Genomic DNA, 21843 nt, shown 5'->3' on the forward strand with positions numbered 1-21843 from the left:
GAAAATTTTCTGCTGATTTTTTGTTTGCAATTTCATAATTCAAAAATAGTCATGCTATTTTTAAATTCTTCTTTTAGATGTTGTTTTTGATAGTCTTGGTAGTCTGGGAGTTTTTTGACCAGATTATAGCGTTTGCTGAGGTTCCAAGTGCCTGTGGGGTTGAGCTCAGGATGGTCAGAAACATAATTGATGGTCAAATCCCACTCTCTGACATAGCCTAGAGGTCTTGAGTGATAGCGGACAACATCTATTTCTCTTGTACCGTAGGAGCGATGCGCGTGACCGAAGACCACATCGGCAATCTTATGTTTGACGAAGACATCATGGAAGGCTTGGCTGCCCAAGAAAGCATTGAAAGGCTTAAAGGTCTTGTGGGTCATGGTAAAATCGCTGTGCGGCACAAAGTGCATGGCAACGATAGCTGGCTTATCTAGTTGAGCTAGGACTTTGTCCAGTTTCTTCAAGACTTTTTTCGTCATATCTGGGTCTGACAGACCACGGTTTAAACGTCGGTCAAACCAAAAACGATTTTTAAAGGCTAGATTCTCGGCTTCAGTCTTTTCAGTGCTAAAGGAATAGTCATACCAGCCTTGAAAGCTAACTAAATAACGATTACCTAGGTCAATGACTTGAAAATCCATATTTTGTATAGTTGTTTCATCTAAATCCAACATATCATGGTTGCCCAAGTTGTAAGTAACCTTGACCTGCTCTGCTATTTTTTCAATAAAAGGAAGCGAGGTTTGGTAGTGGTGGTTGGAGATGTCGCCTGCCAAGTGCAGGTGAGTGATGCCCTCTTCTTTGAGGAGATTTTTCAGGGTCTCCAGTTCAAAGTCGCCAAAGTGATTGAGGTCGATATGGAGATCGCTCATAATTGCCAATTTTGTCATAGTCCTATTTTAGCAAAAAGGTCTGGCTCTGTCTTGACTTTGTCATCTAGGCTTAACCCTTTAGACTTGCTCTCTTTACATTTTTCCATTAAGATAGAGGTTATGGATATCAAGGAAGAAATTAAGAGAATCGCAGCTGAGATTGGGATTTCCAAGATTGGATTTACGACGGCTGATGATTTTGATTATTTGGAGAAATCGCTGCGCGCCTCAGTTGAGGAAGGGCGTAGTACGGGTTTTGAGCATAAGGTTATCGAGGAGCGTATCAAGCCAAAGCTGAGCTTGGCATCCGCAAAGACTATCATTTCGATTGCCGTTGCCTACCCTAATAAATTGCCAGTGCAGCCACCTAAGACTGAGTTCAAGCGTGGTAAAATCACGCCAAACTCATGGGGTCTAGACTACCACTATGTCCTTCAAGATAAGCTCAAGCGTCTAGCCGAGGCTATTGAAGACTTGACTGATGATTTTGAGTACAAGGGCATGGTGGACACAGGCGCCTTGGTGGATACGGCAGTTGCTAGGCGAGCTGGTATTGGTTTTATTGGAAAGAATGGTCTGGTTATCTCAAAAGAGTTTGGTTCCTACATGTTCTTGGGCGAACTCATTACCAATCTGGAAATTGAACCTGACCAGCCTGTGGATTATGGCTGCGGTGATTGCAATCGTTGTGTTGAGGCTTGTCCGACATCCTGTCTTATCGGAGATGGAACCATGAATGCCAGACGTTGTCTGTCTTTCCAGACACAGGATAAGGGCATGATGGATATGGAGTTCCGTAAGAAAATCAAGACGGTCATCTATGGCTGTGACATCTGTCAGATTTGTTGTCCTTACAATAAAGGTATTGAAAATCCGTTGGCAACAGATATTGACCCTGAACTTGCTTGGCCTGAATTGATTCCCTTCCTTGAATTGTCTAACAGCAATTTCAAAGAGAAGTTTGGTATGATTGCAGGTTCTTGGCGTGGTAAAAATATCCTGCAACGCAATGCTATTATCGCGCTAGCTAATGCCCACGATAGAAGTGCCGTTGTCAAACTCATCGAAATCATCGATAAGAATAACAACCCTATTCATACAGCGACAGCCATCTGGGCGCTGGGTGAGATTGTCAAAAAACCCGATGAGGCCATGCTTGATTTTATGCGCAGCCTTTCTCCCAAAGACGAAGCTAGTCTGGAAGAGTTGGAATTGGTCCGTCAGAAATGGCAATTTTAAGGCATTTGTGATAAGATAATAGAGATAAATTTTGGAGGTAGTAACTCATGGAAGTGGCTGAAATTCGCCAAAAAATTGCTGAAAATCAAGAGAAACTAATCAGTTTCGGGAGGTCTCTTTGACTTAGATCGTTTGGAGGAGGAGATTGCTCTTCTTGAAAACCAAATGACTGAGCCAGATTTCTGGAACGATAACCTTGCGGCGCAGAAAGTATCGCAGGAGCTTAACGAACTCAAGTTGAAATATGAAACTTTCCACAACATGCAGGAGTTGTCTGATGAGACAGAGCTCTACTTGGAGATGTTGGAGGAAGATGACTCGGTTCAGGAGGAGTTGGAAGAATCGCTTGAAAAGTTGGACAAAATCATGTCTAGCTACGAGATGACCCTTCTTTTGTCTGAGCCTTATGACCATAACAATGCCATTTTGGAAATCCACCCAGGTTCTGGGGGTACTGAGGCCCAGGACTGGGCTGACATGCTTTACCGCATGTACACACGTTTTGGAAATGCCAAGGGCTACAAGGTTGAGACCTTGGACTATCAAGCAGGGGATGAGGCTGGTATCAAGTCTGTGACCCTCTCATTTGAAGGACCAAATGCCTACGGTTTCCTCAAGTCTGAAATGGGTGTTCACCGCTTGGTGCGTATCTCACCGTTTGACTCTGCTAAACGCCGTCACACATCTTTCACATCAGTTGAAGTCATGCCTGAATTGGATGATACCATTGAAGTGGAAATCCGTGATGACGACATCAAGATGGATACCTTCCGTTCAGGTGGTGCTGGTGGTCAGAACGTCAACAAGGTGTCAACTGGTGTTCGTTTGACTCACATTCCAACAGGAATCGTTGTTGCTTCGACAGTTGACCGTACTCAGTATGGTAACCGTGATCGTGCCATGAAGATGCTTCAAGCCAAACTCTATCAAATGGAGCAAGAGAAGAAGGCTGAAGAGGTTAATGCCCTCAAAGGTGACAAGAAAGAAATCACTTGGGGAAGTCAAATCCGTTCCTACGTCTTCACACCATACACTATGGTAAAAGACCACCGAACAGGCTTTGAAGTTGCCCAAGTTGATAAGATTATGGATGGTGACATCGAAGGTTTCATCGATGCCTACCTCAAATGGCGTATGGACTAGAATCATTCCTGTTGTTATTCAACCCAAGTCTGACAAGGGATTGCCGAACTGCAAAAAATTAAATCGCCACGAGAAATTAAGAATCTCATCATATGGGATGGGAGGTTAATTTTAGAAGCGGAGCTGTAGGCGTACGAAGTACGCCATCTCCGATAGTCTCCGCCGTGGTACTAAGAGCGACAAAGTCGCTTGGGAGTGAAACAATCCATTGGATTGTTTCGATGAAAGCTACGCTTTCTCTATTTCCCACCTCCAACAGTCTCCCAGACTTACGGCAAGTCTTCATTTTCAGTTGCCGACCTCAAATAGTCCACTGGACTATTTGAGCCCCCCACCTAAGGAGACTATCAAAAAACAATAATGGGAATAATTTAAAATTACAAGCAAAGGAAAATTATTTTATGGCTTTAATTGAAATGAGTGGTGTTTCTAAGAAATTTCACCGTTCGACAACTGCCTTGAGAGATATTTCGGTATCTGTTGATCAAGGTGAGTTTGTCTATATTGTCGGTCCTTCAGGGGCTGGTAAGTCAAGCTTCATCAAGCTTCTCTACTGTGAAGAAAAGATTTCTTCTGGTAGTCTTCATGTTGGAGAGTTTAACTTGGCTAAGATGAAAAAACGTCAGGTGCCAATGCTGCGCCGTTCTATCGGAGTTGTCTTCCAAGACTATAAATTGCTTCCTAAGAAGACTGTTTTTGAAAATGTAGCTTTCGCTATGGAAGTTATTGGTGAAAAACGTCGTAACATTAAGAAACGTGTTGAAGAAGTTCTCGACTTGGTTGGTCTTAAACATAAGGCACGTTCTTTCCCAAATCAATTGTCTGGTGGTGAGCAACAACGTGTGGCAATCGCGCGAGCTATTGTTAACAATCCAAAACTTTTGATTGCTGACGAACCAACTGGTAACTTGGACCCTGAGATTTCTATGGAAATCATGCAGGTGCTTGAGCGCATCAATCTGCAAGGGACGACAGTTCTGATGGCGACCCACAACAGTCAGATTGTTAATACGCTGCGCCACCGAGTGATTGCCATTGAAGATGGTCGCTTGGTGCGTGATGAAGAGGAAGGAGAATACGGTTACAATGATTAGAAATTTTTTCCGTCATTTGGCGAATTCCTTTAAAAATCTTTTCCGAAATGGATGGATGACGATTGCTGCCATTTCAATGGTGACAGTGACGCTTACCTTGGTTGGTATCTTCGCTGCTGGGCTTCTCAATATCGAACGAATCGCTTCAGGTGTTGAAAATAATATTCAGATCAATGTCTACTTGGATCCAAGTTCTCAGGATAATTCTGAGACAACGACTGATCCAGCTGGTCAGACCATTGCAAATACTTCCTACCACAGCATCTACAATCAAATTCAAGCCCTTGATGGCGTTGATTCCATTACTTTCTCAAGTAAGGATGATCAATTGGCTCAACTTCAGGAGACAATGGGTGAAGATTGGAAGCTCTTTGATGGTGATTCAAACCCACTTTCAGATGCCTACATTGTTAAGACAAAAACTCCTGACGATGTGAAGTCAGTTGCTGAAGCTATTCAATCAATTCAAGGTGTTGATTCAGTTGAATACGGTGGAACAAGCAGTGAAAACATCATGGCTCTCGCTTCGAAAATTCGTCTCTGGGGTCTTGTTGGAACAGGTATTCTGGTATTAGTTGCGATCTTCTTGATCTCAAATACAATTCGTATGACAATCTTCTCACGTAGCCGTGATATCGAAATCATGCGTCTTGTTGGTGCTAAGAATTCTTACATCCGTGGACCATTCTTCTATGAAGGTGCCTGGGTTGGTTTGATTGGAGCAATTGTTCCTGCGGTAATCATCTATTTCGGTTATCACTGGGTTTACGATAACTACAATCCATCACTTCTGACAGAAGGCTTGTCACTCTATGACATCAATGTCTTCTTGCCAGCTATGATTGGTGCTATGGCACTTGTTGGTATTGTGATCGGTTCATTGGGTTCAATTCTTTCAATGCGCCGCTTCTTAAAAATCTAAAATAAAGCAAAACCAGAAGTTCGACTCGAACTTCTGGTTTTTTAGTTATTAGGATCTACTGCTTTTTGATAGCTAAGATAGAAGAGGTAGAGGGTTAGGCAGGTCAGGATAGGACTGACTAGTGGAGGTGTTGTTTGGATATCTGTAAGCGGTGAATCCCAGAGGAAGTGCAGAAGAACTGGACTAAGTCCAAGGGCTAGGTCAGCAAGTTTCTTTTGCTTTTTAAAGAGATAAAGATTACTTGTAAGGATAGCAGTATAGGTCCAGTGGGATGCAAATGCACCAGAGATACGAATGAGAGCCTGTTGAATAATGGGATCTTTTCCTTCTAAGGCAGTATTGGTGATGTAAGAGATATCTTCACTGACCTGAAAACCAAGACCAACAAAGGCACCGATAAAGAGAACTTGTAGGATTGATTTAGGTTTCAAGAGGTAGATGAGACTAAAGCTGGCTAGGGCTTTGAGAGTCTCTTCGATAAAGGGTGCCGTCAGGGCAGCCTCCCAGCTAGCGTGAGTTTTTTTAGAAAGAATAAGTGCCCAAAATTCGCTGAAAATACTGTTGCCATAGGCTGCCATACAACCGATTAGACAGCTCCCGAAAATCAAACTGAGCGCTAGCGTTTTTCTAGACTGCTTCGGTCCATAAGTTTTGGTAAGGTAGTAGGCTGGAATGAGATAGAGGGCCAGTAGACCTACTGCAAGAAGACTGTAGAGACCAATTTGCTCAGAAGTGACTGCTGAATAGAAATCACTGCTGTCATTTTCGAGACCAATACAAACGCCCAAAAGTAGGAGCAGAATGAGTAGTTTTTGTTTCATAAATCTGATTAGGAATCCTTTTCTGTATTATTTGTGATAAAGCTAATGATGGCTGCAACAATTTGTTCTTCTTGCTCACTTTGACTGATTGTTGCCTTTCCGTCACCATCTTGTTGACCATAGGTGCCAAAGCCGCTATGATTGCCACCTTGAATGGTGACATAAGTACTTAAATTGGAATTGATACGACTTTTGGCTGCTTCAAAATTTTTCCAGTTGAGCACCTTGTCCTGACTGGCTGTGATGGAAAGAACTGGAAGATCCAATTTTGAAAGGTCGGTTTTTTGATCAGGGTAGGAGGCAAGTAAAATCAGCCCCTTTATCTGGCTTGAATCCTCAACTTGCCAAGAAGCAACAACGCCACCTAGGGAATGCCCAGCCAGAAAGACTGTACTTAGCTTTTCCTTTTCGATGAGTTTTTGAGCGGACTTGCTTTGCAAAAGAGGGAGGTTGGCTGGAGACGTGATGAGGTAGACGTTGATTCCAGACTGACTCAACTGCTCTACCATTGGCGCATAAGCCGCCTCTTCCACCAAGGCACCTTGATAAAAAATGACACTGGCCTTGGGGTTTTCGGCCTCAAACAAGAGGTAGTTGTCCTTTGAAATAGCTGTCTTGACTAGACTTTCTGCCTGTGAGCTAGCCTGGTAGGTTTTGGAAAATAGCAGAGCTGTGAAGCCCAGAAAAATCAGTCCTAGCAGGCTAAGACTGATCAGTAGATACTTGTATCTCTTTTTCATCTGAAGAAGGGGTTAACGTTTTTTTCGTGGGAGATGGTTGTGTCAGTTCCATGTCCAGGGTAGACCTTGTAGTGATTTGGAAGGGTGAAGAGCTTTTCCTTGATGGAAGTAATCAGCTGATCGTAGTTTCCTGTCGGCAAATCCCAACGACCGATTGCTTCTCTAAAGAGGGCATCTCCAGTTATGACAAACTCTTCTTGATCAAAGATAATGGAAACTCCACCGATAGAGTGACCCGGAGTCTCGACAACTCTGAATTGGAATCCAGCTAGATCATATTGCTCGTCGAATTGGAAATGATGTTCGGCAGGTGACGCGATGACATCCTCCATATCACTGTGACGGTCAAGCCCAGAAAGATTGTCGATAGGAGATCCCAACCAATCTGCCTCCTTGGCAGAGACATAGACTGGTGGCTGATTGAAGTGCTGACGAACTGCCTCAAGGCTCATAATGTGGTCATAGTGAGTATGAGTTAGGAGAATAGCAGCGACTGGCTTTTGGAAACTTGTCAGCTGATCCAAGATTTCTTGAGTGTTGCTACCAGGATCAATGACGATTACCGCCTGATCGTTGATAAGATAGTATGTATTTTCGCGCGCAGCGCTATTGAGTGTTTTTTGAATATCCATGTCAATAGTTTATCAAAAAAAGTGACATTTATCACTTATTTTTAAAATAACCTCTAAATCGTTGACAGCGTTTTCTCTGGGAGTATAATGGAGGCATAAGAAAGAAGGACCTCGTGCCCTTTGTCGTACAAAAGGAGGATTTCTTATGTCTACAACTAAAGTTGCTATTGTTACAGGTGCTGGTCAAGGGATTGGCTTTGCTATTGCAAAACGTCTTCACGCTGACGGTTTCAAAATCGGTATCCTAGACTATAATAAAGAAACTGCGGAAAAAGCGGTGCAGGCTCTGTCAGCAGAGGATGCCTTTGCAGTCGTAGCTGATGTTTCCAAACAAGATCAGGTTAAGGCTGCCTTTGAAGCTGTTGTGGAGCACTTCGGTGATTTGACTGTCGTTGTTAATAATGCAGGTGTGGCACCAACAACGCCACTAGATACTATCACTGAGGAACAGTTCCAACGAACATTTGCCATCAATGTTGGTGGTGTTATCTGGGGTGCCCAAGCAGCGCAAGCTATTTTCAAAAAACTAGGTCATGGCGGAAAAATTATCAATGCGACTTCACAAGCAGGTGTGGTCGGAAATCCTAATCTGACAGTTTATGGTGGTACGAAATTTGCTGTTCGTGGGATTACGCAGACTTTGGCGCGTGATTTGGCTGACCAAGGTATCACAGTCAATGCTTACGCACCTGGTATCGTTAAAACACCAATGATGTATGATATCGCTCATGAGGTTGGGAAAAATGCTGGTAAGGATGATGAATGGGGTATGCAAACTTTTGCTAAAGACATCACTTTGAAACGTCTTTCAGAACCTGAAGATGTGGCCAATGCCGTTGCCTTCCTTGCCGGTCCAGATTCAAATTACATCACTGGTCAAACCATTATCGTCGATGGTGGTATGCAGTTCCACTAAGACTATTGAAATCGAGCTGGAGTCAAATCTAGCTCTTTTTTATGGAATTGATAGAATTGGTTTTATTTTCTGAAAATTCTGTAGAAATTTCAGCGGAAATGTGCTAGAATAAAGAAAAAAGCTTGATTTGAGGTGTTGGTATGACTAGACCACTTAATTTTGTAATGATTTCACCGCATTTCCCTGCCAACTTTGAGACCTTTGCTCATCGTTTGCATGAAAATGGGATTCATACCTTGGGGATCGCTGATGCGCCCTATGACCAGTTGTCAGAAGGGCTGCGCAGCCATTTGACAGAGTACTATCGTGTCGATAATATGGAGGACTATGATCAGGTTTATCGTGCTGTGGCTTATTTTGCCCACAAGTACGGGCGCATTGATCGTATCGAGTCTCACAATGAATACTGGCTGGAGTTGGATGCTAAGCTGCGCACGGATTTTAATGTCTTTGGTTACAAAAATGAGGACATGCTAGCTATCAAGACCAAGCGCCAAATGAAGGAAATTTTCCGTCAAACTGGTCTTAAGGTTGCTGCTGGTGAGGTATTCCACACAGATGAAGAAGCCTGCAAGTTGGCACAGGAACTCAAGTTCCCTGTTATCATCAAGCCAAATTCAGGTGTAGGCGCCTCAGATACTTATAAAATCAAGTCGTCAGACGAACTTGAAGACTTCTTTACTTATAAAACTGAGGGTGTTGAGTACATCATGGAAGAGTTTATCGATGGTGACATCGTGACCTTCGATGGTTTGACTGACCATGAAGGCAATATCGTCTTCTACTCAAGTTTGGAATACTCAGAGGCTGTTCTTGATACAGTGGAAAAAGATGGCGATATGTTCTACTATGTGCCACGTGAGATTTCTCCTAAGTTGGTTGAACTAGGGAAAAAATGTGTCCAAGCCTTCAATGTTAAAGAACGTTTCTTCCATTTTGAATTTTTCCGTGTTAAAGCGACTAAAGAGCTTATGGCCTTGGAAGTTAACTGTCGTCCGCCAGGTGGTCTAACTATCGATATGTGGGACTACGCTAACGATTTTGATGTCTTCAATGAGTATGCGCATATCGTTAAGGACAACGAATTCCATGCGGAAATCACTCATCCTTACAATGTGGTCTACATTTCTCGTAAGGCTAATCAGAATTATGCCAATAGTCTCGACAGTGTTCAGGAGAGATTTGGAGACAAGATTATCTCTATTCAGTCTGTTCCAGGTGTCTTTGCCAAAATCATGGGTGAACACGGTGTCTTGGCACGTACCGAAACCATGGAAGAGCTTCGTGAACTTGTTCAATTCACACAGGCTAAGCAATAAAATTGTAAAAGTTAAGGAAAATTAGGTAGGTAATCATGTTTTTTGAAAGAAGAAGTCACTGGTCGGGAGAACTCAGCCGTGAGATGCACTTTAATGTTTATGGACATGCTGGAAAGCCTGTTGTCGTCTTTCCGTCATCAGGCGGTAGCCAGAACGAATATGGTGATTTTGGTATGGTGGAAGCCTGTCAAGATTTTGTAGATAGGGGACTTGTTCGCTTCTATACACCTGATTCTTTTGATAAGGAATCTTGGCTAGCTGAAGGCAAGTCAGGTCACGACATGGCTTTGGCTCACGAAGCTTATGATCGTTATATCATCAATGAGTTTGTGCCTTTGATTCGTTACGAGGCAAACTGGCAGGGTGGGCTTATGGCAACTGGTTGTTCTATGGGAGCCTTCCATACGGTCAATTTTGCCCTGCGTCATCCAGATGTCTTTGATGTGGCAGTAGCTCTTTCAGGTGTCTACGATGCCCGTTTCTTTACAGGTGATTTCTATAATGACGATGTCATCTATTACAATTCACCGATTGATAGCCTCTGGAATCAAGACGATCCTTGGTTCTTGGATCACTATCGTCGCAATCGCTTTATCGTTGCGGTTGGTCAGGGTGCTTGGGAAGGTCCGCATATTGCTGATACTAAGCGTCTTGAGGAAGCTTTTGCTGCCAAGTCAATCTCAGGCTGGTTTGATTACTGGGGTGGCGATGTGGCTCACGACTGGGAATGGTGGCGTGTTCAAATGCCATACTTCCTAGGTGAGCTCGAGGCAGAAGGCCGACTTAAATAAAGTTACCATCAGTGTCAGTGGGGTTAGCTTAATCTTCATACCCTTTTATAAGTTAGCTTCTACTGATTTTATTGATATTTTTGTTTTTATAGCTGAAAAGGCTGGGAGTTTCCCAGCCTTTAGCTTATTCTTTTAAGGTCATTTGTAAAAATTCGAGGAAGTGGTCTGCCCAGTATTTTTCATGGTGGATTTCATTAGCCATGATACGCAAGCGGATCTTGTCCATGTCGTGACCAGTGCGCAGCAGTGATTGGTAGTAGTGGAGGCTGCAATCAATGTAGGCTTGGTTCATATTGGGTGCGAACTGTTCATCAACTTCATCGCCTTCTTTTGTCCCAACTTGAATGTAGACCAAACTATCTGGGTTGATAGGATGATTGTCGCAAAAACGTAGGAAGTCACGTTCACTGAACCAAGAAGCTAGTGAGAAGACGCCGAGATTGCCGAAAACTTGAGGATAGGCAGCTCCCATATAGGCAGTGATAATGCCTCCCATAGAAGAACCAGCTAGGAGTGTGTGCTCACGATCGGGTTTGGTGCGATAGGTTTTATCGATGAAGGGTTTGACAACATTGACAACCCAGTCTCCGTAGGCCATGCCATCTCCACCGACGCTAGCGGTTTCAGGTGTTGACCCCACATCAGTCATCCAAGGGGCATATTCATTGAGGCGATTGTCTTCAGCATTGTCAATACCGACAACGATGACTTTAGGTAGGTCTTTGTTGTTTTTGATCGTTGGAATGATTTTCCAAGAGTAGCCAGAGAAAGATTCCTTGCTGTAAAAGACATTCTGGCCATCATGCATGTAAAGGACAGGATAGCTAGCCCATTCTTCTTTTTGGTAGTCTTTAGGAAGCAGGACACGAATGCGGCGTTCTTCATTATAGTAGGGCACGGTCAAATAGTGCTCATCCATCTCTAGATAGTAGTTGTTGAGTTTGGTAGCTTTCATAGTCTCCTCGCTTGGTCTTTTTGCTTATTATAGCATAGTTTTGGACAATAGCAGAGCTTGATAGACAAAGTTTTTGAGACTTTTTGCTATCATAGTAAGGTGACCAGTTGGAAAGGAGAAAATCATGACAAATTATCCAGAAAAAGTTACCCAAGGTGCGCTTTTAATTGATGTCAGAAGTGCTGACGAATACGCTCAGGGACACTTTGAAGGAAGTATCAATATCCCACACTTGGAAATGTTTGAAGCAGAGCTTCCTCAAGATAAAAATCAAACCATTCTACTTCATTGTAAGATGGGACCGAGAGCAGACCTGGCTAAGGAAATTCTAGCTCATCGAGGCTACCATCAGGTGGAGAATCTAGGTGGCTTGGAAGATATGGAAGCACTTGGTTTTCAATATCAAGAATGAATATATAAATCCTAAAATTGTGTAAGCTTTTACATCTTGATGTGATCAGGATGTAAGGGCTTTTTAATTTTGTTTTAGCAAATACGGGAAAAAGATATATTTAACTAAAGGTTGATATTTTTATTTGAATGAATAATCAGAAAATTTTAAATTTTAGATTGACTTATTGTGAAATATTGATATAAAAGGGTTTGTTTGAAGTTTCTAAGGTTTCTTAAATGCAATTTTTTTGATTATTTTGATTGTACAAAGTATAATTTCATGTTAAAATAGGAGAATGAAGATTCTAGAATAAGAAAATTCAAAATTCTAATGATAAGGACGGATTGCATATGGGTAGAAAAAGATTTGACCAAAATTTCGTTGAATCTTCTCGAAAAACTCGAGTAAAAATGCATAAATCTGGTAAGCATTGGGTGAGAACCCTCATGTCCCAGGTTGGTTTAATTCGTTTCATCAAAGGTGCGTCTGTGGAGCGTAGCCTTAAGGTGAACGACGTGACAGCAATGACAGATCGTCATTCGTCAACAATTACCCTCTTGAAGGGTGCGATAGCAGCGGGTGCAGTAGTAGGTGCCGGAGCTGTAACAAATCACGAAGTCTTTGCGGAGGAAGATACAGCGGTAACGACTGAGTTGCCAAGTACGACAACTGCCCTTGCTCAGACTGATACTGTTACAATGACCACTGAGTCTTCTACGACAAGTGCGCAGCCTTCTGCCGAGGCAGTGACGACTGAAGAGGTTGTAGATACGGCTTCTATTGAGGCAAGTAGCAGTTTGTCAACATCAGAGTCTGAGTCTACTTCGTTTTCAGCTAGCCAGTCACTCTCGACATCTGAATCAATCTCTAGTTCAGAGTCTATCAGTAACTCAGAATCTGTAAGCCAGTCAGAGTCAGTCAGTGAGTCAGTTTCTGAATCAATCTCTGAGTCTGTGTCAGAATCAGTTTCAGAATCTGAGTCAACATCAGCTGCAAGTACGGCTTCAAGCAGTCAAGCAACTTCTGCGACAACTAGTAGTGTTGCCAGCACAGACTCAGCAACAAGTGCAGCTGATGCATCGAGTTCAGCGGATAGTCAGTCAGCCCGTGAGGAATTGACTGATGCTGTTTCTGTTTTGGAAGATGCGATTGCGGATGCAGAGGCGCGTGGTGTTGATACCAGTGCAGAAGTTCAAGTTTTGGCTAACGCCCAAGCACTCCTTGCAGATGACTCAGCAACTGCCCTCAGCTTGTCAGCTATGGCGGTAACTGTTGTGGATAAGGCTTCTGAACTTGATGAGAAGCAGGCAAGTAAAGTCAGTGCGGTAACTACTTTATCAGCAAGTGGTACCAATGGTCGTGCAGCTTCATTGAGCTCAAGCGTTACTTCAATGACTACTCGTCAATTTGTTCAAAATTATGGTAATGGAACAAATACGGCTGAGGGGCTTTTGACTGTTGAAGACGGTTATACTGCACAGTTGAATTATATTAAGTTTGGATCAAAATATTTTCAAACGATTTCTGATGCTGTAACCTATTTTTCAAGTAACTTATCATCATCAGGAAATGTTGAATTTAACTTCACTATTATTGATAATTCAACAGGTGAAGGTAATGTTCTTACAGATGGTCAGGTTGAGATTGTTACTGCTCGCCAACCGATTACTGCTTCGAGTGCTATTACAGTAACAGCAACTGATATTACTGTAACAAGCGCAGAGCATAATAATGCATCAAGTGTTTCTAACTTCACAGGAAATGATTCCTTAACAGCAACTGGTACTGGTACAGCAGGGGAAACTTATACTATAACCCGTACAACAATTGGTAGCAACTATAAGGCGAATCAACAGATTACTACTGGTGGAACACAAACTATTCGTAGTACTGGTAGTTTGTCAACGACAGTAACAGCTGATTCAAACGGTACTTGGACTTGGACAACTACCGGTATGAATATCGGTGATGTTTTCACTGTTACCTCAAATACAGATAGTTCTGTAACAACAACCTTTACAGTTATTGATAAGCTCGCTCCAGGTATCTATCACTACAATACTTCGACAGGTTCTTACTTTGATACTAGTCAGAAGGACTATGTTTTCGATTTGAATCAATCTGTCAGCGAGGACACTGTTCACTCTGGTGGTAAATCTTATGAGAACTGGTCTATCTATGCTAAGGATAATGATATTGTTGGTTCGTCAACTCTTACTCTTACTTCTGGTAAATCAGCTGGCGCTACGGTGACTGATTCAACAGATAGTAATGGATTGACTGTTTCAACGGTTACCTTGGCAGGTGGTGGAACGCTGACAACTCAGAACCAGCCTCGTGTTACAGAAGCCTCACGTATTGCCCTCTCAGGAACAGCAACCAAACCAGGTTACTGGGAAGGAACTTACACAGTTACAGATGTTTCAGGAAATACATCATCTCAAACTTGGACAGTGACGGTTAATCCAACCAACGGAAGCAACTCAACAAATGTTGCCAACTGGTCATCTCTAACAAGTACTGAGAAAGAGTCTCTTGAAAAAGAAGTTCGTCGTGCAAATAATATTACGGGCGACAGCGATTATACTGTAACCTATGTAAGTAATACATCAACAACAGCGACTTACACGATTACTCATAACGGTAAAACGTGGACAGTAACGACTCCGATTACGCAGTCAACTTATACTATCAGTGGTAAAGCTTGGAATGATATCAATAAGGACGGTCTGCAGAATTCTGGTGAATCAAACTTGTCTGCTGTTACGGTCTATTTGACAGGTACGACAGAGGATGGGATTGATATTGGAACTCGTATGACAACAACAGGAGCAGATGGTTCTTACAGCTTTGCTGATGTTGTTCCAGGGCACTACACTGTCTCTGTGCAATCGTCCAATTACAGAGTTGTTGATGCAACAAATATCGGAACAGATGATACGATTGATAACGATTTTTCAGCAACAAATCAATCTGTATCTATCCATGTTGACAATGCCAACTTAACTCATGTTGATGCTGGTATGTATGACAGTGTTTCTGAAAGCCAGTCACAGTCTCAATCAGAGTCAGAATCAATCAGTCAATCAGAATCAACAAGCAAATCTGAGTCACTTAGCCAATCAGAGTCAGAATCAGTAAGCCAATCTGAATCTATATCAAATTCTGAATCGATCTCTAACTCAATTTCAGAATCTATCAGTGAGTCTGTTTACGAATCAGTGTCTGAGTCAATCTCAGAATCAACATCTGAGTCAGTAAGTGAGTCAATCTCAGAATCAACATCAGAGTCAGTGAGTGAATCAATTTCTGAGTCAGTCTCAGAGTCAGTAAGCGAATCAATTTCTGAATCAACATCAGAATCAGTGAGTGAATCAATTTCTGAATCAGTCTCAGAATCAGTGAGCGAATCAATTTCTGAATCAGTCTCAGAATCAGTAAGCGAATCAATTTCAGAATCGGTATCAGAATCAGTAAGTGAATCAATTTCAGAATCAGTATCAGAGTCATTAAGCGAATCAATCTCTGAGTCAGTCTCAGAATCAGTGAGCGAGTCAATCTCTGAGTCAGTATCAGAATCAGTGAGCGAATCAATTTCTGAATCAACATCAGAATCAGTGAGCGAATCAATCTCTGAGTCAGTATCAGAATCAGTGAGCGAATCAATTTCTGAATCAACATCAGAGTCAGTAAGCGAGTCAATTTCTGAATCAGTCTCAGAGTCAGTGAGCGAGTCAATTTCTGAATCAGTATCAGAGTCAGTAAGTGAATCAATTTCTGAGTCAGTATCAGAGTCAGTAAGTGAATCAATTTCAGAATCAGTATCTGAATCATTAAGCGAATCAATCTCTGAGTCAGTATCCGAGTCAGTTTCAGAATCCATCTCTGAATCAGTATCAGAGTCAGTATCAGAATCAGTAAGTGAATCAATTTCAGAGTCAGTTTCTGAATCAATCTCTGAATCAGTCTCAGAATCAGTAAGTGAGTCAATTTCTGAGTCAGTATCAGAATCAGTGAGCGAATCAATTTCTGAGTCATTAAGCGAATCAGTCTCAGAATCAGTTTCTGAATCCATCTCTGAATCAGTATCCGAGTCAGTGAGCGAGTCAGTGTCTGAATCAGTATCAGAATCAGTAAGCGAATCAGTATCTGAATCAGTCTCAGAATCAATTTCTGAGTCAGTATCAGAATCAGTGTCTGAGTCAGTATCTGAATCAACATCAGAATCAGTAAGCGAATCAATTTCTGAATCAATTTCTGAGTCAGTATCAGAGTCATTAAGCGAATCAGTCTCAGAGTCATTAAGCGAATCAGTCTCAGAGTCAGTTTCTGAATCAGTCTCAGAATCAGTAAGCGAGTCAATTTCAGAGTCAGTTTCTGAGTCAATCTCTGAATCATTAAGCGAATCGGTATCAGAGTCAGTGTCTGAATCTATCTCTGAATCATTAAGCGAATCGGTATCAGAGTCAGTCTCAGAATCAATTTCTGAGTCAGTATCAGAGTCAGTGAGCGAATCAATCTCTGAGTCAGTATCAGAATCAGTGAGCGAATCAATTTCAGAATCAACATCAGAATCAGTGTCTGAGTCAGTATCCGAGTCAGTAAGTGAATCAATTTCTGAATCAACATCAGAATCAGTAAGCGAATCAATCTCTGAATCAACATCAGAATCAGTGTCTGAGTCAATCTCTGAGTCAGTATCAGAATCAGTGAGCGAGTCAATTTCTGAATCAGTATCAGAGTCAGTAAGTGAATCAATTTCAGAATCAGTATCAGAGTCAGTAAGCGAATCAATCTCTGAATCAGTATCTGAGTCAGTAAGTGAATCAATTTCAGAGTCAATCTCTGAGTCAACATCAGAATCAGTGAGCGAATCAATTTCTGAATCAGTAAGTGAATCAATTTCTGAATCAACATCAGAATCAGTAAGCGAATCAATTTCTGAATCAATCTCTGAGTCATTAAGCGAATCAATCTCTGAATCAACATCAGAATCAGTGTCTGAGTCAATCTCTGAATCAGTATCAGAATCATTAAGCGAATCAATTTCTGAGTCAGTATCAGAATCAGTGTCTGAATCAACATCAGAATCAGTGTCTGAGTCAATCTCTGAGTCAGTTTCAGAATCAGTAAGCGAATCAGTGTCTGAGTCAGTTTCAGAATCGGTAAGCGAATCAGTCTCTGAATCAATCTCTGAATCAATCTCTGAATCACTCTCTGAGTCAGTATCCGAGTCAGTATCAGAATCACTCTCTGAGTCAATTTCTGAATCAACATCAGAATCAGTGTCTGAGTCAATCTCTGAATCAGTATCAGAATCATTAAGCGAATCAATTTCAGAGTCAGTATCAGAATCAGTGTCTGAATCAACATCAGAATCAGTGTCTGAGTCAATCTCTGAGTCAGTTTCAGAATCAGTAAGCGAATCAGTGTCTGAGTCAGTTTCAGAATCGGTAAGCGAATCAGTCTCTGAATCAATCTCTGAATCAATCTCTGAATCACTCTCTGAGTCAGTATCCGAGTCAGTATCAGAATCACTCTCTGAGTCAATTTCTGAATCAACATCAGAGTCAGTAAGCGAGTCAATTTCTGAATCAGTATCAGAATCAGTAAGCGAATCAATTTCAGAATCAGTGAGCGAATCAATTTCAGAATCAACATCAGAATCAGTGTCTGAGTCAATTTCTGAATCAACATCAGAGTCAGTCTCAGAATCAATTTCAGAATCAGTATCCGAGTCAGTTTCAGAATCAATTTCAGAATCAGTAAGTGAATCAATCTCAGAGTCAGTATCCGAGTCAGTATCTGAATCATTAAGCGAATCAATTTCTGAATCAACATCAGAATCAGTAAGTGAATCAATTTCTGAATCAACATCAGAATCAGTAAGTGAATCAATTTCTGAGTCAGTATCCGAGTCAGTGAGCGAATCAATCTCTGAGTCAATTTCTGAATCAGTAAGTGAATCAATTTCAGAATCAGTATCAGAATCGGTAAGTGAGTCAATCTCTGAATCAGTCTCAGAATCAGTGAGCGAATCAATTTCAGAATCAACATCAGAATCAGTGTCTGAATCAATCTCTGAGTCAGTATCAGAATCCATCTCTGAATCAGTAAGTGAATCAATTTCTGAATCAGTCTCAGAATCAGTAAGTGAGTCAATTTCTGAATCAGTCTCAGAGTCAGTAAGCGAGTCAATTTCTGAATCAGTATCAGAGTCAGCGAGCGAGTCAATTTCTGAATCAGTATCAGAGTCAGTCTCAGAATCAATTTCAGAATCAGTATCCGAGTCAGTTTCAGAATCAATTTCAGAATCAGTAAGTGAATCAATCTCAGAGTCAGTATCCGAGTCAGTATCAGAGTCAGTATCTGAATCATTAAGCGAATCAGTTTCAGAATCAGTATCAGAATCAATCTCTGAATCAACATCAGAATCAGTGAGCGAATCAATTTCTGAATCAACATCAGAATCAGTAAGTGAATCAATTTCTGAGTCAGTATCCGAGTCAGTGAGCGAATCAATTTCTGAATCAACATCAGAATCAGTGTCTGAGTCAATTTCTGAATCAACATCAGAATCAGTGAGCGAATCAATCTCTGAATCAGTATCAGAATCAGTAAGCGAATCAATTTCAGAGTCAGTAAGTGAATCAATTTCTGAGTCAACATCAGAATCAGTAAGTGAATCAATCTCAGAGTCAGTCTCAGAATCATTAAGTGAGTCAATTTCAGAATCATTAAGCGAATCCATCTCTGAGTCAGTATCCGAGTCATTAAGCGAATCAATTTCTGAGTCAATATCAGAATCAGTGAGCGAATCAATTTCTGAATCAACATCAGAGTCAGTAAGTGAATCCATCTCTGAATCAACATCAGAATCAGTGAGTGAATCGATTTCTGAGTCAATTTCTGAATCAGTGTCAGAATCAATCTCTGAATCAGTATCAGAGTCATTGAGCGAATCAATTTCCGAGTCAGTATCAGAGTCAGTATCAGAGTCAGTTTCTGAATCCATCTCTGAGTCAGTGTCTGAATCAGTGTCAGAATCAATTTCTGAGTCAGTGTCAGAATCAGTGAGCGAGTCAATTTCTGAATCAGTATCAGAATCAGTGAGCGAGTCAATCTCTGAATCAGTATCCGAGTCAGTGAGCGAGTCAATTTCTGAATCAGTCTCAGAGTCAGTAAGTGAATCAATTTCTGAGTCAGTATCAGAGTCAGTAAGCGAGTCAATTTCTGAATCAGTATCAGAGTCAGCGAGCGAGTCAATTTCTGAATCAGTATCAGAGTCAGTAAGTGAATCAATTTCAGAGTCAGTATCAGAGTCAGTGAGCGAATCAATCTCTGAGTCAGTATCAGAATCATTGAGCGAATCAATTTCAGAATCAGTATCTGAATCAACATCAGAATCATTGAGCGAATCAATTTCTGAGTCAGTATCAGAATCAGTAAGCGAATCAATCTCTGAGTCAGTGAGCGAATCAATCTCTGAATCAACATCAGAATCAGTGTCTGAGTCAATCTCTGAATCAGTTTCTGAATCATTAAGCGAATCAGTTTCTGAATCATTAAGCGAATCAATTTCAGAATCAGTATCTGAATCAATCAGCGAATCAATTTCAGAATCAATCTCTGAGTCAGTAAGCGAATCAGTGTCTGAGTCAATCTCTGAATCAGTATCAGAATCAGTAAGCGAATCAATTTCTGAGTCAGTATCAGAATCAGTAAGCGAATCAATCTCTGAATCAGTATCAGAGTCAGTGAGCGAATCAATTTCTGAATCAACATCAGAATCAGTGTCTGAGTCAATTTCTGAATCAACATCAGAATCAGTGAGCGAATCAATCTCTGAATCAACATCAGAGTCAGTGAGTGAATCAATTTCTGAGTCAGTATCAGAATCAGTAAGCGAGTCAATCTCTGAATCAACATCAGAATCAGTGAGCGAGTCAATCTCTGAGTCAGTATCAGAATCAGTATCAGAGTCAATCTCAGAATCAGTATCAGAGTCAGTAAGTGAATCAATTTCTGAGTCAGTATCAGAGTCAGTGAGCGAATCAGTCTCAGAATCAGTAAGCGAATCAGTGAGCGAATCAATTTCTGAATCAGTATCAGAGTCCTTAAGCGAATCAATCTCAGAATCCTTAAGCGAATCCATTTCTGAGTCAATATCAGAGTCCTTAAGCGAATCACTCTCTGAGTCAACATCAGAGTCATTGAGCGAATCAATTTCTGAATCAGTATCTGAGTCAACATCAGAATCAGTGAGCGAGTCAATTTCTGAGTCAACATCAGAATCAGTGAGCGAGTCAATTTCTGAGTCAGTATCAGAGTCCTTAAGCGAATCAATCTCAGAATCCTTAAGCGAATCCATTTCTGAGTCAATATCAGAGTCCTTAAGCGAATCACTCTCTGAGTCAACATCAGAGTCATTGAGCGAATCAATTTCTGAATCAGTATCTGAGTCAACATCAGAATCAGTGAGCGAGTCAATTTCTGAGTCAACATCAGAATCAGTGAGCGAGTCAATTTCTGAGTCAGTATCTGAATCAATCTCTGAATCAGTGAGCGAGTCAATTTCTGAATCAATTTCTGAGTCAGTAAGTGAATCAGTGTCTGAGTCAATCTCAGAGTCAATTTCTGAATCAACATCAGAATCAGTGTCCGAGTCAGTTTCAGAATCAGTCTCAGAATCAGTCTCTGAGTCAGTCTCTGAGTCAGTCTCAGAGTCAGTGTCTGAATCAATCTCAGAATCAGTAAGCGAATCACTCTCTGAGTCAACATCTGAATCAGTAAGCGAGTCAATCTCTGAGTCAACATCAGAATCAGTGAGCGAATCAATCTCTGAGTCATTATCAGAATCATTAAGCGAATCAATCTCTGAATCAGTATCAGAATCAGTGAGCGAATCAATTTCTGAGTCAGTCTCAGAGTCATTAAGCGAATCAATCTCTGAGTCAGTCTCAGAATCAGTGAGCGAATCAATCTCTGAATCAACATCAGAATCATTAAGCGAATCAATTTCTGAATCAATCTCTGAATCAACATCAGAATCAGTGTCTGAGTCAACATCAGAATCAGTGAGCGAATCAATCTCTGAGTCAGTATCAGAATCAGTGAGCGAATCAATTTCTGAATCAACATCAGAGTCAGTGAGCGAGTCAATTTCTGAATCAGTATCAGAATCAGTGAGCGAGTCAATCTCTGAATCAGTATCAGAATCGGTGAGCGAGTCAATCTCTGAATCAGTATTAGAATCATTAAGCGAGTCAATCTCTGAGTCAGTGTCTGAATCAGTAAGTGAATCAATTTCTGAATCAACATCAGAGTCAGTAAGCGAATCAATCTCTGAGTCATTATCAGAATCATTAAGCGAGTCAATCTCTGAGTCAACATCAGAATCAGTGAGCGAATCAGTGTCTGAATCAATCTCAGAGTCAGTGTCTGAGTCAACCTCAGAGTCGGTAAGTGAATCAATTTCAGAGTCATTAAGCGAGTCAATTTCAGAATCAGTCTCAGAATCATTGAGCGAGTCAATTTCTGAATCAGTATCAGAGTCAGTAAGCGAGTCAATTTCTGAGTCAGTCTCAGAATCAGTGAGCGAATCAATTTCAGAGTCAGTAAGTGAATCAATCTCAGGTTCACATACTCAATCTGAATCACACAGCGATTCAAGCTATCATGTGTCAACATCTGCATCAGCAAACGGTAAGAGCCAAGCTAAACTTCCAAGCACAGGTGAGGAAGATTCAAGCATAGCAGGTTACCTTGGAGCAGGATTGCTCTTTGCCAGCCTCTTTGCTCGTAAACGTAAAAAAGATGATGGTGAAGAAGATTCCCTTTAATTAATAGAAGGAAATCAGCCAATCTAAAAACCTGACCATGCTGCAGGTCAAATGATAAAAGAAAGAAGGGCTCTTTGTCAACTGTAGTGGGTTGACTAAATAATTAAGCACGAGAGAGAATCAAATTGGTTCTCTCTTTTGTTGCGTTCAAAGCGAGAAGAAT

General features: G+C 41.4%; 16 protein-coding genes and 1 pseudogene. 10 read left to right on the plus strand and 7 right to left on the minus strand.

Going from position 1 to position 21843, the window contains the following annotated elements; translation table 11 throughout:
• Positions 1-32: 32 nt before the first annotated feature.
• A complete protein-coding gene (locus JOC28_RS04285) occupies positions 33-890 on the minus strand; it encodes a metallophosphoesterase (RefSeq protein ID WP_205009407.1) in 858 nt (285 codons plus the stop codon).
• Positions 891-992: 102 nt separating this feature from the next.
• On the opposite strand from JOC28_RS04285, the gene queG reads away from it, so the two are divergent.
• A complete protein-coding gene (queG, locus tag JOC28_RS04290; protein ID WP_205009408.1) occupies positions 993-2111 on the plus strand; it encodes a tRNA epoxyqueuosine(34) reductase QueG in 1119 nt (372 codons plus the stop codon).
• 47 nt (positions 2112-2158) lie between these two features.
• Positions 2159-3254, plus strand: a protein-coding gene (prfB, locus tag JOC28_RS04295; RefSeq protein WP_205009409.1) for a peptide chain release factor 2 whose coding sequence is annotated in 2 segments (ribosomal slippage) — positions 2159-2230 and positions 2232-3254 — 1095 coding nt in all. Because the reading frame shifts where the segments join, the coding sequence is not laid out codon by codon here.
• An 88-nt stretch (positions 3255-3342) separates the two neighbouring features.
• Here prfB and JOC28_RS04300 read toward each other — a convergent pair.
• On the minus strand, positions 3343-3504 hold the full coding sequence (locus tag JOC28_RS04300) for a hypothetical protein (RefSeq protein ID WP_205009410.1): 162 nt from the start codon (positions 3502-3504) through the stop codon (positions 3343-3345).
• 151 nt (positions 3505-3655) lie between these two features.
• On the opposite strand from JOC28_RS04300, the gene ftsE reads away from it, so the two are divergent.
• Entirely contained in the window at positions 3656-4348 is a 693-nt protein-coding gene (gene ftsE, locus JOC28_RS04305) for a cell division ATP-binding protein FtsE (RefSeq protein WP_205009411.1), read from the plus strand.
• Positions 4341-5270, plus strand: a complete 930-nt coding sequence (ftsX, locus tag JOC28_RS04310) for a permease-like cell division protein FtsX (RefSeq protein WP_205009412.1) — start codon at positions 4341-4343, stop codon at positions 5268-5270. Before ftsE ends, ftsX begins: the two co-directional genes overlap by 8 nt.
• A gap of 41 nt (positions 5271-5311) precedes the next feature.
• Here ftsX and JOC28_RS04315 read toward each other — a convergent pair whose 3' ends face one another.
• From JOC28_RS04315 to JOC28_RS04325, 3 genes are read right to left on the minus strand one after another with little or no spacing between them, the layout of a single operon-like run.
• Entirely contained in the window at positions 5312-6091 is a 780-nt protein-coding gene (locus JOC28_RS04315; protein WP_205009413.1) for a PrsW family intramembrane metalloprotease, read from the minus strand.
• A gap of 8 nt (positions 6092-6099) precedes the next feature.
• Positions 6100-6831 carry an alpha/beta hydrolase gene (locus JOC28_RS04320; RefSeq protein ID WP_205009414.1) on the minus strand — a complete coding sequence of 244 codons (732 nt, stop codon included), beginning with the start codon at positions 6829-6831 and terminating at the stop codon, positions 6100-6102.
• Positions 6828-7463: an MBL fold metallo-hydrolase gene (locus JOC28_RS04325; protein ID WP_205009415.1), complete on the minus strand. Its 636-nt coding sequence runs from the start codon at positions 7461-7463 to the stop codon at positions 6828-6830. The genes JOC28_RS04320 and JOC28_RS04325 overlap by 4 nt, the downstream gene beginning before the upstream one ends.
• A gap of 145 nt (positions 7464-7608) precedes the next feature.
• Between JOC28_RS04325 and JOC28_RS04330 the strand changes: the two genes are divergently transcribed.
• The 3 genes from JOC28_RS04330 to JOC28_RS04340 all read left to right on the plus strand — a co-directional run bounded on the left by JOC28_RS04330 (position 7609) and on the right by JOC28_RS04340 (position 10489).
• A complete protein-coding gene (locus tag JOC28_RS04330; RefSeq protein WP_205009416.1) occupies positions 7609-8379 on the plus strand; it encodes a (S)-acetoin forming diacetyl reductase in 771 nt (256 codons plus the stop codon).
• Positions 8380-8519: 140 nt separating this feature from the next.
• Positions 8520-9698, plus strand: coding sequence for an ATP-grasp domain-containing protein (locus JOC28_RS04335; RefSeq protein ID WP_205009417.1), 1179 nt, complete (start codon positions 8520-8522; stop codon positions 9696-9698).
• Positions 9699-9733: 35 nt separating this feature from the next.
• Positions 9734-10489: an esterase family protein gene (locus JOC28_RS04340; protein ID WP_205009418.1), complete on the plus strand. Its 756-nt coding sequence runs from the start codon at positions 9734-9736 to the stop codon at positions 10487-10489.
• A gap of 124 nt (positions 10490-10613) precedes the next feature.
• Here JOC28_RS04340 and JOC28_RS04345 read toward each other — a convergent pair whose 3' ends face one another.
• Positions 10614-11444, minus strand: a complete 831-nt coding sequence (locus JOC28_RS04345) for an alpha/beta hydrolase (protein ID WP_205009419.1) — start codon at positions 11442-11444, stop codon at positions 10614-10616.
• Between the two features lie 124 nt (positions 11445-11568).
• On the opposite strand from JOC28_RS04345, the gene JOC28_RS04350 reads away from it, so the two are divergent.
• Together JOC28_RS04350 and JOC28_RS04355 are read left to right on the plus strand one after the other, a co-directional pair.
• Positions 11569-11856: a rhodanese-like domain-containing protein gene (locus JOC28_RS04350; protein ID WP_205009420.1), complete on the plus strand. Its 288-nt coding sequence runs from the start codon at positions 11569-11571 to the stop codon at positions 11854-11856.
• 332 nt (positions 11857-12188) lie between these two features.
• Positions 12189-14849: pseudogene (locus JOC28_RS04355) on the plus strand (accessory Sec-dependent serine-rich glycoprotein adhesin); the annotation flags it as partial.
• Positions 14850-15049: 200 nt separating this feature from the next.
• On the opposite strand, the gene JOC28_RS10935 reads toward JOC28_RS04355, so the two are convergent.
• Positions 15050-20209 carry a clumping factor B gene (locus JOC28_RS10935; RefSeq protein WP_386700228.1) on the minus strand — a complete coding sequence of 1720 codons (5160 nt, stop codon included), beginning with the start codon at positions 20207-20209 and terminating at the stop codon, positions 15050-15052.
• Here JOC28_RS10935 and JOC28_RS10940 point away from each other — a divergent pair.
• Complete coding sequence (locus tag JOC28_RS10940; protein ID WP_386700231.1) at positions 20100-21680, plus strand: LPXTG cell wall anchor domain-containing protein; 1581 nt, start codon at positions 20100-20102, stop codon at positions 21678-21680. The genes JOC28_RS10935 and JOC28_RS10940 overlap by 110 nt on opposite strands.
• Positions 21681-21843 lie beyond the last annotated feature (163 nt).

The sequence above is a fragment of the Streptococcus loxodontisalivarius genome, assembly GCF_016908645.1.
In the GTDB taxonomy this organism is placed as follows: domain Bacteria; phylum Bacillota; class Bacilli; order Lactobacillales; family Streptococcaceae; genus Streptococcus; species Streptococcus loxodontisalivarius.

Bases quoted from the DNA above. Each gene is read 5' to 3' on its own strand.
- queG (WP_205009408.1), top strand. From the start codon at position 993: ATGGATATCAAGGAAGAAATTAAGAGAATCGCAGCTGAGATTGGGATT.
- JOC28_RS04335 (WP_205009417.1), top strand. From the start codon at position 8,520: ATGACTAGACCACTTAATTTTGTAATGATTTCACCGCATTTCCCTGCC.
- JOC28_RS04340 (WP_205009418.1), top strand. From the start codon at position 9,734: ATGTTTTTTGAAAGAAGAAGTCACTGGTCGGGAGAACTCAGCCGTGAG.
- JOC28_RS04285 (WP_205009407.1), bottom strand. From the start codon at position 890: ATGACAAAATTGGCAATTATGAGCGATCTCCATATCGACCTCAATCAC.
- JOC28_RS04325 (WP_205009415.1), bottom strand. From the start codon at position 7,463: ATGGATATTCAAAAAACACTCAATAGCGCTGCGCGCGAAAATACATAC.
- JOC28_RS04320 (WP_205009414.1), bottom strand. From the start codon at position 6,831: ATGAAAAAGAGATACAAGTATCTACTGATCAGTCTTAGCCTGCTAGGA.
- ftsE (WP_205009411.1), top strand. From the start codon at position 3,656: ATGGCTTTAATTGAAATGAGTGGTGTTTCTAAGAAATTTCACCGTTCG.
- JOC28_RS04350 (WP_205009420.1), top strand. From the start codon at position 11,569: ATGACAAATTATCCAGAAAAAGTTACCCAAGGTGCGCTTTTAATTGAT.
- JOC28_RS10935 (WP_386700228.1), bottom strand. From the start codon at position 20,209: ATGGATTCGCTTAAGGATTCTGAGATTGATTCGCTTAAGGACTCTGAT.
- JOC28_RS04345 (WP_205009419.1), bottom strand. From the start codon at position 11,444: ATGAAAGCTACCAAACTCAACAACTACTATCTAGAGATGGATGAGCAC.
- JOC28_RS04315 (WP_205009413.1), bottom strand. From the start codon at position 6,091: ATGAAACAAAAACTACTCATTCTGCTCCTACTTTTGGGCGTTTGTATT.
- JOC28_RS04330 (WP_205009416.1), top strand. From the start codon at position 7,609: ATGTCTACAACTAAAGTTGCTATTGTTACAGGTGCTGGTCAAGGGATT.
- ftsX (WP_205009412.1), top strand. From the start codon at position 4,341: ATGATTAGAAATTTTTTCCGTCATTTGGCGAATTCCTTTAAAAATCTT.